We start from the raw sequence: 13928 nt of genomic DNA on the forward strand, positions 1-13928 counted from the left end.
GACTGACAGTCATTTTGGTATTGACTACTAACATCTGGAAAATGATAAAAATCCAATTGTGCAAAATTTTCAAGGTACTATATGGTAGGTCAGAGAGTTTTTACAAACTCTTTTGACCCCAACATCTGGAGATTATTTAATGAATGACACTAAAAAATATAAGTTCACCCTGAATCCTCTCTCGACAATAATCTTATCACCGAGAGAGCAAAGCTGTTTTTTATGCAATAATAAAGAAATGAAAAAAATAAAAGGACAGGACGGCCGGTTTTCCTATACAGACAGCATTAAATTCGTTTATCCTTTTTATCAGTATGGGATGTATGAAGAATATGAACCGTCAAATGCACAATACTATATACCTGGTTCCTCAATCAAGGGGGCGGTAGGTTCATCGCTGATTTCATTTGATGATATAAGGGTGGATGGACAAAACATATTGCTAAGAAATCTGTATAAATTACAGAATATCCGAACGGATTCAGCAGAGGAAAAACCTAAATTAGGAATTTTTTTCCCAAAAGTGGCAATAGAAACTCTTGATTCAGGTACGGAATTAAACGGTGAGCTGTTTACTGGAGAAAATCCGGTAGCTGTGCTGCAGGATGCGCAGCAGAGAAGTACAGATAAATTAAAGCAGCTCTTAAAACAAATAAACGCTATTTTGTTGAAATACGAAGGAGAATCCCGGGAGATAAAAGAGAAGGATATTCTGTGCTTGATGAAATCAAAGTTAGAAACATTGTTACGTGAGATTTCATCAACCGACCAGAACCGATACCTCATTATTCTTGGTGGGTATAAGGGCCTTAACTTATCCGGCGTATTCCCCCACGAAGCCGCCGGCGCAATATACATCGACACAGAAAACAAACTCCCCCACGGCCTTGCCTGGATAAGATTGGAATAACCCATGATAAACAACGAACCCGTCCACTTCTCCCTGAAATACCTTCCGCTCCTGATACGCCTGCGCTGCTGTGAGCCGGCCCGGCTTCCCGGTTATCTGGGCTCCACCCTCCATGGAATTCTGGGATGGGCCCTGCTCAATCACAAGGAAGCAAACAGATATATATACGAGAACAGGAAAATGGCTGAAGGCGGTTATGATATCCCCAATCCTTACATCATCAACCCGCCCGGGTACAGGGAGCAGTATAATAAAGGCGATGAACTCAGATTTCAGGTGATACTTCTTGGCGATGCCCTCCGGTATGCGGAGCAGCTAATCAATGCCCTCATAACTGCCGGGAGCTTTACCATAGGGGCGGAGCGCAAGAGATTCCAGCTGGAAGAAATCATGCAGTATGATCAGCTTCAGTCAATCTGGAAGCCCGGCCTTTATGCCCCCGAGGCCATAAAAGCGGAAGTCCTCTCAGAACACAGAACCGAAGGCTGCACCAACTGCTCCATACAGCTGCTGACCCCGCTTCGCATCCGGAGAAGCGGCAGCCTGCTGACCGAACTCGATTTTATAACCATCTTCCGGAGCATAAGCAGAAGGATAACAGAGCTTACCGCGCGTTACGGCGGCTATGTAAACGAGCAGGAAATTGCCTGGCTCATGGAAGCGGCGCAGCATATCCAAAAAACATCCTCAGGGCTTTATGTAAAAAATATGGAGCGCTATTCCACCAGAAGAGATAAAAAAATGGATTTAAGCGGCCTGCTGGGCGCCATGACCTTTCAGGGAGAGCTGGCTCCCTTTACACCCTGGCTGAATGCGGCGTGTATCCTTCATCTGGGAAGAAATACAACCTTAGGCTGCGGTAAAATAGACGCAGTAATAATGAACTGATAAAAAGCTGCCCTGTTGTTTTGTTCAGGGCAGCTTTTTTGCCGCCGCAGTATCTGGCTGCCGCCGTTGCGCCAGGCTGTGGCGCTGCACTGCCTGCTATCTGCTCTGGCATAAGCCATGACCCAATTTCAGAAAAAAATCCCCTCTAATTTCCCCAACTTTTGCAAAAACCATTTGACAAATCCTGGATCCCCCATTATAATCAACAAAAACATACTAATCCAATAGGAATTGTAAACATACTATGTACAGACTGCCGTCGGGCAGGAAGGAGAGGCGAGATGAAAGACAGGACAGAGAGAGCATACAGATTTGAGACATTGCAGCTTCACGTAGGGCAGGAGCAGGCGGACCCGGCGACGGACGCGCGGGCGGTGCCGATTTACCAGACATCCTCATACGTGTTCCATGACTGCGAAGACGCAGCGGCGAGATTCGCGCTTTCGGCAGGGGGCAATATATACGGAAGGCTGACGAACCCTACGGAAGAGGTTTTCGAGAAAAGAATGGCCGCACTGGAAGGCGGAAGCGCAGCTCTGGCCGTGGCCTCCGGCGCCGCAGCGATTGCCTATACCTTCCAGAATCTGGCCCATCAGGGCGATCACATTGTCGCGGCGAAAAACATATACGGCGGGACCTATAATTTCCTTGCCCACACCTTCCCCGATTCCGGAGTCACTACGACCTTCGTGGATCCCTTCAATTTCAAAGAACTGGAAGGCGCCATTCAGGAAAATACAAAGGCTGTCTTTGTAGAAACTCTTGGAAATCCCAATTCCGATGTGGTGGATTTGGAAGCGATTGCAGCAATTGCCCATGCCCACGGCATCGTGCTGGCAGTGGATAATACCTTTGCCACGCCCTATCTGGTGCGGCCCATGGAATACGGCGCGGATATTGTGGTACATTCCGCCACCAAATTCATCGGCGGCCACGGTACGGCAATCGGCGGCGTGATTGTGGAAAGCGGCCGTTTTGACTGGGAGGCGAGCGGAAAATATCCTTCCTTAACGCAGCCGAATGAAAGCTACCACGGCGTAAGCTTTACCAAAGCTGCAGGCCCCGCGGCATTTGTTACGAAAATCAGGGCTACCCTGCTGCGTGATACAGGAGCTACGCTGTCCCCCTTTCATGCATTTTTGTTCCTTCAGGGGCTGGAAACCCTGTCTCTGCGCGTGGAACGCCATGTTTCAAATGCGCTGAAAACCGCAGCCTGGCTGGCGGCCCATCCCCAGGTGGAAAAGGTCCATCACCCTTCCGTTACCACGGATGAGGTCCAGAAGGCGCTGTACGCCAAATATTTTCCCCATGGAGGCGGATCTGTTTTTACTTTTGAGATCAGAGGCGGAGCGGAAACCGCGAAAAAATTTATTGATAATCTTCAGCTTTTCTCTTTACTTGCCAACGTGGCGGATGTAAAATCTTTGGTAATCCACCCGGCCTCCACCACCCATGGACAGCTGAATGCAGAGGAGCTGGAGGAACAGGGCATCCGCCCCAATACTATCCGGCTTTCCATTGGAACGGAGCATATTGATGATATCATTCAGGATCTGGAGGAGGCATTCCGGGCAGTGGCGGAATAAGCGCGCGGCGGCTATATAAGCAGCTATATAATATGGGAGCTGTGAAATAAGCGCCGGCGGGCCGATTATACTCCAGGCAGAATTTTGCCGGAAAAAGCGAAGGAGATGACAGCATGGGAAAAATACCAACAAGGGAAGAAGCCTGGGAGCTTCTGACCAGATACAACCAGGACGAATTCCATCTGAAGCATGCGCAGACCGTGGAAGGTGTTATGAGATACTTTGCACAGAAGCTGGGCTATGAAGATGAGGTGGATTTCTGGGGAATCGTGGGTCTGCTCCACGATCTGGATTTTGAACAGTATCCGGAAGAGCACTGCATAAAATCCCAGGAAATCATGAGGGCTGAGGGGCTGGATGAAGCCCTGATTCATGCAACGGCGAGCCATGGCTATGGCCTGACCGTAGACGTAAAGCCGGAAAAGGAAATGGAAAAGGTGCTTTTTGCGGTAGATGAGCTAACTGGCCTGATCGGCGCTGCCGCGCTGATGCGTCCTTCCAGAAGTGTACAGGATCTGGAACTGAAGTCCGTGAAAAAGAAGTTCAAGACAAAAAGCTTTGCTGCGGGCTGCTCCCGGGAAGTGATTGAGCAGGGCGCAGAAATGCTGGGCTGGAGCCTGGATGATCTGATTACGGACACCATACTGGCCATGAGGATCTTTGAAGAATAAAGAGAAAAAAGGGCGGTACGGATACGGTAAAAGGTATCTGTACCGCCTTTATGCATAAGGAGGAGGCATGAAGAAGACTGGTTAAAAGGAGAAAACCCTTCCTGTTTCAGGAAGGCTCCGCGATTCTGGAAACTCCCACATAGATACGGGAAATTTCGTACCAGGTGGGAAAATCCACCACACCGGTCCGGGGCAGCCCGAATACCCGCTGGAAAACCCTCACCGCCTCTGCGGTCTGCTGGCCGAATATGCCGTCCGGGGTTAAATAGGGAATGGCAGGATAGTTCTGCCGGATGCGGTTGAGCTGCTCCTGCATCTGGAGCACCTTGGCTCCGGAGGAGCCTATGGTCAAATCGTAGCCGGGCCAGGAGGAAGGGACGCCGCTGATGGCAGCAGCGGCGTTGATATACATGTCGCTGCCGTAATAGTAATGGATGATATCAATGGCATCATAGCCTTCCTCTCCCAGATACATGGAGCCCCACTGGCTCAAGCCCCGGCAGTTCACCCTGCGGCCGTCGCAGTAGCTGGTAAGTATCGGCTGTCTCACGCCGGGGCGGGAGAGATAATTGGAAAAAATAGTATCTACCAGAAAGCTGATATTTTCAAAGATATTTCTGCCGTAGACCCATTTCTGGTCAAAGGCTGTGGAAGAGGTAATGGTAAAATTGTAGCCCTGGTTCCGGTACCATTCCGTATAGACACGGTTCAGGGTAAAGGACATAATTGCCAGTATGTTTGCATAAATGGTGGATTCCGGCCAGGTCGCATAAATCTCGGAGGAAGCCACATTTTTAATGTAATCCGTATAGCGGACATAGTAATTCGGGGCGGTGGAATCGGAGGGGACGCCGTCATGCACAATGACAAATTCAGGGATGACGACCCGGCTTAAAACGATTTCGCCTGTTTCATCCACAGGCTTTATTTCAGCCTCCGGAATTTTGGGAGGAAAATCACCAAAAAGGGTGTGGGCGGGTATTACAATGTCTTCTTCCCTTCCGGGCCGTTCCTCCGGAATCAGGGCAATCGGCTGAAAAGCGGTAACGTCGGCCAGGATTTGTGTGCCGGAAACGAGTACAGGCTCAAAGCCGGGTGCCTCAACGGATATGTTGTATTGGGAATAAGGCTGCTGGTCGGTAGGCGTCAGGCTGTATTCTACCGGGGGCGCGGGAAGCTCCACCGTATCGGTCTGGCCGGATTCATCAGTGGTCAGGGTTTCTACGACGGAATCCGGATCTCCTGTCAGAGAGATGGTAACGGAAGCGCCTTTTATCGGAAGCGGGCCAAGGCTGGAGGTGAGACTGATTTTCAGCCCACCTGCATAGGGACTGTCGATGGTCTGGGCGGCATGCAGTTTGTTTGCCATATGTTGCGATAACCTCATATTTATTGCTTACAGTTATTATATGCGCTTACGGAAGGAAGTTTCCGCCGAAAGATGTAAAGGGCTTTGAAAACGGAAAGAGGAAAGAACCGTCGGCAGAAGGTAGATTTTCGTCTGAAAATATGAAACGTCAGCATAAAAAAGGAAGCAGCCGCCAAGACTGCTTCCTCTGTAGATACTGTTTGAAATCCTTAATCCAGGTTCAGCTGCTTTTTCATAAGGTATTCGGAAAGAACATAGCAGGCGGCGCCCGTGACTACGGAGGCTATAAATGAAAGTATAAAGGTATTGCGCATAAAACTTCCCATGAAGTCCGGGATTCCGGGGCCGATGGAAACGGAATGGTTCGTAATGACTATTTTAGTCAGATAGGGCGTCATGGCAAAGGAGGTCACCGTCTGGATTAAAATGGTAACGCCAATGTAACACAGGACGGAGCCCATCACCTTATGCTTTGAAAACATCTGGCCCAGGGATATGGAACCATAAATAACCAAAGCGCTGCTCATTGATGAAACAAGAAAATAAAAAAAGTTAAATACGATAAACGCCGGCAGCGACATCCCGAACAGCGCGTCGGAATATTCAGCGGCATATTTCATAAAGAAAGAAAAGGACAGATTCATATCCTCCAATACCATAACCGGCAGGGCAAAAATGAGTATCATGAAAATTGCCCAGAGCACCAGCAGAGTAACTACGAACAGCCACACAGTGCTTACTAAAAGCTTGGAAACCAGCAGCTGCCTGGGGGTTACAGGCAGTGTATGCATAAGATAGCCTTCATCGGTATACAGATTCCTGTAAAAACGGACCGCTACATAAAGCGTGATGACAAAGCTGATACAGGTGATGGTCATTACATAGAACATCATCAATACAAAAGCGCCTACATTCAGATCATCTGCATTGGCGGGAGGGCCCATCCTGGTAAAACAGATGACGGCCGTAAGGGTCATCAGTATGACAATGGCACAGCATAAAGCGGGGATGCGCCAGGTTTCCTTCCATTCATGTTTCATTAATTTCGTCAGCATGCAAACACCTCCCTGAAATAACTGTCCACGGATTTTCCATAGGTTTCCCGGATATTTTCCACGGAGGAGCAGAGCATAATCTGTCCGTTCCTGATTAAAATCACGTCGTCCAGCACGGCCTCGATATCGGATATAAGATGGGTGGAAAGCAGGATGGATGCATTTTCGTTATAGTTGCCGATGATTGTTTTCAGGATGAAATCACGGGCGGCAGGATCCACACCCGCTATCGGTTCATCCAGGATGTAAAGATCGGCTTCCCTGCTCATAACCAGCACCAGCTGAACCTTTTCCTTGGTGCCCTTGGAAAGGGTTTTCAGGCGTGAGTTCAGGTTGATCTGCAGGCTCTCCAGCATGGACATGGCTTTTTCCCTGTTGAAATTATCATAAAAGTCTTCAAAATATTCCACCAAATCTATTACGGTCCGGCTGCTGGTAAGATAGGTGCGTTCCGGAAGATAGGAAACTTTTTTCTTGGTTTCCACGCCGGGAGCCTTTCCGTCAATCAGGATCTGGCCGGAGGAAGGGGTCAGAAGACCGTTGAGCAGTTTAATCAGCGTGGTCTTGCCGCTTCCGTTCGGACCGAGGAGGCCGATAATGCGTCCTCTGGGAATATTCAGATTCAGGTTGTTCAGCGCCATAAAATGACCATAAGCCTTGGAAAGGCCGGAAATAGTCACAAGATCGTTCATGCGCGCTCCCTCCTTTGTTCGGCAGGCTCTTCAGCAACGGCTGAGAGCAGTGCCAGGATATCATTTTTTTCAAAACCCAGTTCTTTCATTTTCTCGATAAAGGATAATGCTTCTTCTTTTGCCAGCTGAGTCCGAATCTGTGTAATCATGTCTTTGTCCTCCGTTACGAATCTGCCGCTGGTACGTTTTGTTACAATCAGGCCGCTGCGCTCCAGCTCCGCAAAGGCCTTCTGCATCGTGTTGGGATTTACGCTGGCTTCAGCGGCCAGTTCCCTGACACTGGGAAGTTTATCACCCGGTCCATAGGTGCCGGAAACAATCTGCAGTTGGATGCGTTCCAGCAGCTGTGCATAGATGGGGCGGTCAGAATCCAGGTTCCATGCCATATCATCATTCCTTTCTTAATATGTATCTCTGTATTAATTTAATAATACAATATAACAATAAATATAGAATGTCAATAGAATTCCTTACTTTTTATAAAATATGGAAAGGGTATCGCTTTCCCTGCAAAAGGGTGCGCCGGCAATATCCCCGAAGACACCGTGAACCTTAAAGCCTGCGTTTTCGGCCTCTCCGGCCAGACTTTCCACGGTAAAATAAGTGTTCCACAGGTAATAGGGAGTGATCTCCTTACCGGAAACGACGGCTGTCAGATCCAGGGTTACATTTTCGGGATATTTATAATAACCCTGGAAGGCGGCATATTCGCCGGGACGCCAGAAGCCGCCGCTTTGGCAAAGCTCCCAGGTCTGCCGTTCCCGGAAATGACGGTAGGCGGCCATGGAAAATACATCCAGCACGAAGCAGCCGCCCGGCTTCAGATGCCGGTAAACCCTGGCCATGATATTTTTCCTGCCGTCAGCGGACAGCGCGCCATAATCGCAATAGATCATAACGGCAAAATCGAATGACTGCGGCAGCTCCATCTCCAGATAATTCTGATATAGATAAGAAATATCCAGGCCCTGGCTCCGGGCGCCTGACGGTGTATAGACCGCTGGTTTTTTCAAGGCTTCGATAATTTTGTTGTTCATTTTACTGCTCCTTACATAAACAGAAAAAGCCGCAGATTTTACTCTGCGGCTAAGCCCTCAAAAGCTGAAGTGTTCTTCCCCAGCCATATCCATGCTGCCGGTTATACAGCATCCGATACGCCGGACTCACATCACCTTTTTCCGTTATTATTTCTGTTTTTATTCTATTGCAGTATCCAGCGGCTGTCAATGATAAATCCCACTGTTCTGCAGGACTGTAAAACCCTGCACTCTGCAGGCCTATAAAATACCGCCGCTTTGTGGGACAGCAAAATCCCACCGTCCGGCAGGGCGGCAGGCCTGGCTGAACCGTTACCTTGTTATTTCTTTACCGGCAGCAGGGCTTCGGTTACGCGAACAACTCCCGGATACAGGTAAGCAGCCGTGTATTATCCTCCGGCAGCATGAAGCAAAAACGGAAATAGCTGTTGTTAAGGCTATGAAAGTCGGAGCAGTCCCGAATCATCATTTTACGGCGGATAGCGGCCTCAAAGAGAGTCCGGGCCGTTATTTCCGGATTGAGGCTGCGGGCCAGGACAAAGTTGGCATAGGCCGGGTAAACCTTAAGCTCAGGAATCGCGGCCAGAGCCTGGATACAGCGTTCACGTTCCTTACCGATAAGGGAACGGGTGCGTTCAATGTATTCCTTATCAGTGAACATGATTTGCCCGGCGGCATCCGCCAGGGAACTGACGGTCCAGGGATTTTTGGCGGCATCAATCCTGCCGCGCAGTTCCCCGTTGGAGGTGACGGCATAGCCCAGACGAAGCCCGGGAGCGGACCAGAATTTAGAAACACCCCGCAGCACCAGGAGATTGTCGTACTCCCCGGCCAGGGGAATGGAAGTGATTTCCGATATGGAGGGTGCAAATTCGGCATAGGTTTCGTCTGTCATGACGAAAATATTATTTTCCCGGCAAAAAGAAAGAAGGAGGCGCATCTGCGAGGCCGGAACAGCGCTGGAGGTTGGATTGTTCGGATTACACAGCACAAGCAGCCCGGGCAGACGCTGTTTCCCTCCGGCAGCCTTGGCACCATCGGCATGTTCCATAATAAAGCGTTCCAGATCCTCCACATCCAGGACGAAATCCTTTTCCGCACACAGATCATAATAGTGAAGCACACTTCCTGCCAGGGTCAGCTCACGCTCATACTCGGAATAAGCAGGCCCAAGTACGACTGCGGCATGAGGATGTATGGCCTGTATTGCGGCAGAGATAAGCTCTGTGGAGCCGTTTCCCACCATAATATTTTCCGCAGCCGCGCCGGTATAATCAGCTATCGCCCGCCGGAGCGCCGTATAGTTCCGGTCAGGATAAGCACACAGCACATCCAGATGAGCGGCAAGATAATCTTTCATGAAAGGCGAGAGCCCCAGCGGATTAACATTTGCCCCAAATCCCGTAATCTCTTCCTTTTTTATCCCGTAAATCTGTTCTATTTTTTCCAAATCACTACCATGAAAAGCAGCCATAATACCCTCCTTTTTCGGGAACATTATTTTATATATTGGGGAGACCGCCGCGGCATTGTCATGGGCTGAAGCGCGCCGCCCCGCAAAGCTCTGAACGGAGTACCATACCGGCCGCTGCCCTGTTCTGTACTCCGTTCAGAGCTTTGCAGGACGGCGCGCTTCAGCCCATGACAATGCCACGGCGGAACATCCGAATGTATGAAATGAAATAATGTCCGCGAACTTCTATTTTGAAATGTTGCAGGATTCCTATTGGTAATGTTATACTGTATACTGATATTAAATCTTTTTGGTTTGAAAAACAAGTGTGTCTATTGAATAGCTTTATGTTGGCTGTTTGTAAATGTCGAAAGAACATATTAGGTGTATTTATTTACTGTTTATAGAGCAAGACCTGGCTTATACAGCCTCGTGGAAGAGATGTTTATTTCTGGAAAGATGACGAAAACAGGCCTCTTTGGAAAGATACCTATATTTATGCTAAATTGAACGGCGTAATGGGCTGAATTGAAGAGACGGACTAAAGAAAAATTTTTTATGAAACACTGCGGCATTATGCTATAAGAATATATACAGGCCTATGCAACGTGTTTTAGCTATAGTTGAATAAAAATAGACGAGGAGGTGAGAACTTTGAAGGAGCTTTTTGCGCGGATATCAACAGAGGATTGGGAAGAAACAGGCGGTTCCTTGGAGCTCTCATGTCAGGAAGTGGGTCTGGCCCTGGAAAAGGATGAAGTGAGGGAAGGCTTCTTTACGGTAACCGGGGAACCCGGACAGGTAACGGAAGGGTACGTTTCCTGTGACGAAGAGCGTATGGAGTGCCTGACTTCTTTTTTTTCGGGCTCTGTGGAAAATATAGAGTACCGGTTTGACAGCCGCGGGATGCGGGAGGGGGAGGAGCGCAGGGGAAGATTCCTGATCGTGTCCAACCGGGGTGAGTATGAGGTGCCGTTTCAGGCGGTGGTGGTACATAAGGAGCTGGTCAGCTCGGAGGGCGAGCTGGGCAATCTGTTCCAGTTTACGAACCTGGCGAGAAATAGCTGGGAGGAGGCAGTGAAGCTGTTTTATTCACCTGATTTCCTGCGGGTTCTGGGCGGGCAGGACCGGAAATACCGAAATCTGTACAAAGGTCTTTCCAGAGATCCGGGAAATGTGCATAACGTGGAGGAATTTCTCATTTCCGTGCATAAGAAGCAGCCGGTGGAATATGTGCTTCCCCGGACGGAAATCGTGGTGGCAAACCTTCAGGGACAGGGAGGGGAGACGCTTCAGATTGTAAAAAACGGCTGGGGCTGTACCTATCTGGAGGTGGAAACGGAAGGAGGTTTTCTTTCCACGGAGAAAAAAATCCTGCGGGAGGAGGATTTCCTGGGAAACCAGTGCAGCCTGCCTTTGTTTGTCAATCAGGAGGCGCTGCACGAAGGAAAGAATTTCGGAAGGATCATTTTAAGACATGCCTATGGAACACAGTATGCATCCGTTACCATTATCAAAAGGGCGGAGCATCGTGTGGTGAGAACCGGGCGCCGGCAGGAGATGAAGCGTCTGACGGTGGAGCTGGTTCGGCTTTATCAGGATTATAAAATGAAGCGGATGAATGCAGTGCTGTGGAGGGCGCAGACCGCTGAGGTGGTGGAGCGGATGAAGCGGCTGGATGATAAGAATCCTGCGGTGCGGCTTTATCAGGCGCATCTTCTGATTACGGAGGAACGCTTTGACGATGCGGGCCGGATTCTGGAACATCTGGATATCACCCTGGACGATGAAGCGCCGGAGCTTTACTGTTATTATCTGTATCTGAGCAGCCTGTATCACAGGGATGAGGCTTTTACCGCAGAGGTTACCATACAGGTGGAGGATTTTTACCGGGTATACCGGGATAACTGGCGGATTGCCTGGCTTCTGCTGTTTATGCTGGCGCCCCTGGGGAGAAGCGTTTCCCAGAAATGGCTGTTTCTGGAGGAACAGTTCCGGCGCAGCGGGACGAGCCCCGTGCTGTATCTGGAGGCTCTGCACCTGGCGAATTTCAGCCCAACCCTGATGATGAAGCTGGATACCTATGAACTGCAGCTTCTGCATTTCGGCGCCAGGAATGGAATCCTTTCCGAGGATCTGGTGGGGCATCTGGTCTATCTTGCAGGAAAGGAAAAATATTATAAGGAGTGCCTGTTTGGGATTTTGAAAGCCTGCTATGAGAAAAAAAGTGATCCGCAGCTGCTTGCCGCCATCTGTTCCCTGCTCATTAAGGGAAATAAAAGCGGTCCGGAATATTACCTGTGGTACCGCAGGGGCGTGGAGCAGGAGCTGAGGGTTACCAGGCTGTATGAATATTATATGATGTCGGTGGATTTGAATAAGGAAGTGGAAATCCCCCGCATTGTACTCATGTATTTTGCTTACCAGAGCAATCTGGATTATGAACACTGCGCCTACCTGTATGCCTATCTGCAAAAGCACAGGGAAGAGTTCCCGGAGTTGTATCTGGCCTACAAGAGCCAGATAGACCGCTTCGTGCTGCAGCAGCTCTACAAAGGCCGCATCAACCGGCATCTGGCGTATCTGTATCAGACCGTCCTGGATGAAAAAATGCTGACCAGGGATAACTGCCAGGCGGTGGCGCCCCTTCTTTTCATGCAGCAGCTGGACTGCGAGGGATCGGATATCCGGCAGGCGGTGGTCATCCATACCCGGCTGCGGGGCGAGCAGGCCTATCCGGTGGAGGATGGCAGAGCCTATGTGGCGGTTTATGATAAGGATTATGAGATCCTTCTGGAGGATGAAGCCCATAACCGTTATGCTGCCGGAAGGCCCTTTGTACTCGACCGGCTGATGTATCCGGCCCGGTGCGCGGGCGCTTTGGAGCCCTTTGTGGAAAATTCCTTGGGCTTTAATCTGTTCTGCTGTGAGAGCAGCAAGGGAAAAATACGGATTACGGAAAAAAATGCGTCCAGGTTCCGGCTGCTTTCGGAGGATGAGCATGTTATCCCGGCCTTTGCCCGGGCGATACGCATAGCACTGCTGCGTTTTTATTATGGACAGGAGAACCTGGAGGAGCTGGATCTGCTGCTGGAGACATTGAAAAAAGAGGATTTGGACGCGTCGGATGTTTATGAGGCGGCAGGCTTTCTGGTGCTCCGTTCCTTTTATGAAAAGGCCTACGCCTGGCTGCAGGGAATGGAGTTGGGACGTGCGGATGCCAAAATCCTGCTGCGCCTGTGCAGCAGAATGCTGGAAACCGGCCTGTGCACCCAGGAGGCGGCCATGACCCGGCTTTGCTACAGCGCATTCGGCAGGGAAAAATATGACAGCCATATCCTGCAGCACCTGGTAGAGCAATATGAGGGAAGCTGTAAGGAACTGACGGAAATCCGGAGGGCAGCGGAGAACTTTGCGGTGGACACCTATAACCTGACGGAAAGGCTGCTGGTGCAGCTGCTCTATACCGGCGTAAATGTGCTGGAAAGCACCGGGCTTTTACGGCAGTATATTGTGGGCGGCGGGAAAAATGAGCTGGAAGCGGCTTTCCTGCACAGGTGCAGCGGCCTGTATCTGATGAACGGGGAAAAAATGGACCGCTACATTATCACTGATATCGGCAGGGTGGCGGCCAGGGGTGAGCCCTTAAGCGATATGTGCCGCCTGGCGTTTCTGGAATATTTTGCGAGAAACCGTGACGAGCGCGGCGAAAGGGTTGATTTGCTGATTAAGCAGTTCGGGGAGGAGCTTATCGGCAAGAATATGAAGCTTCCTCTGTTCCAGGAGTATGTGGATATCCTGGAAGGCGCGGAACCCATGATGGATAAAACCATGGTAGTTTTCCGGGGCCAAAGGGAGCGTCCGGCAGTGATCAATTACCGGATAGTTTCAAATGGAACGGGCGGCAGCGAGCCTTCTGCGCCGCAGAAGACTTACCGGACCCTGGAGCTGCAGCATATGTATGCGGGCATTTATACGGCCAGTTTTGTGCTGTTTGCAGGAGAAAGCCTGCAGTATTTTATCACGGATAATTCCGGCAGCGGGGAGATCCTGGACAGCGGCGAGCTGAAAATGGGGGACTGCAGCCTTTTTGTGAAGGAAAGCCGGTATGGCTTGATTAACGATATCGCTTCCGCCCGCCTGATGGGAGAGGAAGCGGAGGCACAGGAGCTTCTGGAACAGTATCTGATGACGGAGTGGATGACTGACGGACTGTTTCAGATAAAAGGGCAGTAACAGAAAAAAAGCGGCGGTTTGTAACGGTTCA

Annotated in this window: 11 protein-coding genes; 5 read left to right on the forward strand and 6 right to left on the reverse strand. The window is 50.0% G+C overall.

Features of this window, described 5'->3' with window-relative positions:
* The first annotated feature begins 139 nt into the window (after positions 1 to 139).
* From FYJ45_RS21155 to FYJ45_RS21170, 4 genes are all read left to right on the forward strand, one after another.
* A complete protein-coding gene (locus tag FYJ45_RS21155; RefSeq protein WP_154467116.1) occupies positions 140 to 910 on the forward strand; it encodes a hypothetical protein in 771 nt (256 codons plus the stop codon).
* A gap of 3 nt (positions 911 to 913) precedes the next feature.
* On the forward strand, positions 914 to 1798 hold the full coding sequence (gene cas6, locus FYJ45_RS21160) for a CRISPR system precrRNA processing endoribonuclease RAMP protein Cas6 (RefSeq protein WP_154467117.1): 885 nt from the start codon (positions 914 to 916) through the stop codon (positions 1796 to 1798).
* Between the two features lie 281 nt (positions 1799 to 2079).
* A complete protein-coding gene (locus FYJ45_RS21165) occupies positions 2080 to 3384 on the forward strand; it encodes an O-acetylhomoserine aminocarboxypropyltransferase/cysteine synthase family protein (RefSeq protein ID WP_154467118.1) in 1305 nt (434 codons plus the stop codon).
* A gap of 113 nt (positions 3385 to 3497) precedes the next feature.
* Complete coding sequence (locus FYJ45_RS21170; RefSeq protein ID WP_154467119.1) at positions 3498 to 4055, forward strand: hydrolase; 558 nt, start codon at positions 3498 to 3500, stop codon at positions 4053 to 4055.
* Between the two features lie 106 nt (positions 4056 to 4161).
* On the opposite strand, the gene FYJ45_RS21175 is transcribed toward FYJ45_RS21170, so the two are convergent.
* The 6 genes from FYJ45_RS21175 to FYJ45_RS21200 all read right to left on the reverse strand — a co-directional run bounded on the left by FYJ45_RS21175 (position 4162) and on the right by FYJ45_RS21200 (position 9682).
* On the reverse strand, positions 4162 to 5424 hold the full coding sequence (locus FYJ45_RS21175; protein WP_154467120.1) for a peptidoglycan-binding protein: 1263 nt from the start codon (positions 5422 to 5424) through the stop codon (positions 4162 to 4164).
* A 209-nt stretch (positions 5425 to 5633) separates the two neighbouring features.
* Positions 5634 to 6479: a hypothetical protein gene (locus FYJ45_RS21180; RefSeq protein ID WP_154467121.1), complete on the reverse strand. Its 846-nt coding sequence runs from the start codon at positions 6477 to 6479 to the stop codon at positions 5634 to 5636.
* Positions 6473 to 7171 carry an ABC transporter ATP-binding protein gene (locus FYJ45_RS21185; protein WP_154467122.1) on the reverse strand — a complete coding sequence of 233 codons (699 nt, stop codon included), beginning with the start codon at positions 7169 to 7171 and terminating at the stop codon, positions 6473 to 6475. The genes FYJ45_RS21180 and FYJ45_RS21185 overlap by 7 nt, the downstream gene beginning before the upstream one ends.
* The gene (locus FYJ45_RS21190) at positions 7168 to 7557 is read right to left on the reverse strand and encodes a GntR family transcriptional regulator (protein WP_021639932.1); all 390 of its coding nucleotides are present in this window, start codon (positions 7555 to 7557) and stop codon (positions 7168 to 7170) included. Before FYJ45_RS21190 ends, FYJ45_RS21185 begins: the two co-directional genes overlap by 4 nt.
* An 84-nt stretch (positions 7558 to 7641) precedes the next feature.
* Positions 7642 to 8208: a class I SAM-dependent methyltransferase gene (locus tag FYJ45_RS21195; protein WP_154467123.1), complete on the reverse strand. Its 567-nt coding sequence runs from the start codon at positions 8206 to 8208 to the stop codon at positions 7642 to 7644.
* Positions 8209 to 8557: 349 nt separating this feature from the next.
* Complete coding sequence (locus FYJ45_RS21200; RefSeq protein WP_154467124.1) at positions 8558 to 9682, reverse strand: pyridoxal phosphate-dependent aminotransferase; 1125 nt, start codon at positions 9680 to 9682, stop codon at positions 8558 to 8560.
* 633 nt (positions 9683 to 10315) lie between these two features.
* Here FYJ45_RS21200 and FYJ45_RS21205 point away from each other — a divergent pair.
* Complete coding sequence (locus tag FYJ45_RS21205) at positions 10316 to 13897, forward strand: DUF5717 family protein (protein WP_154467125.1); 3582 nt, start codon at positions 10316 to 10318, stop codon at positions 13895 to 13897.
* The last annotated feature ends 31 nt before the right edge of the window (positions 13898 to 13928 follow it).

The organism is Eisenbergiella porci, assembly GCF_009696275.1.
GTDB lineage: Bacteria > Bacillota > Clostridia > Lachnospirales > Lachnospiraceae > Eisenbergiella > Eisenbergiella porci.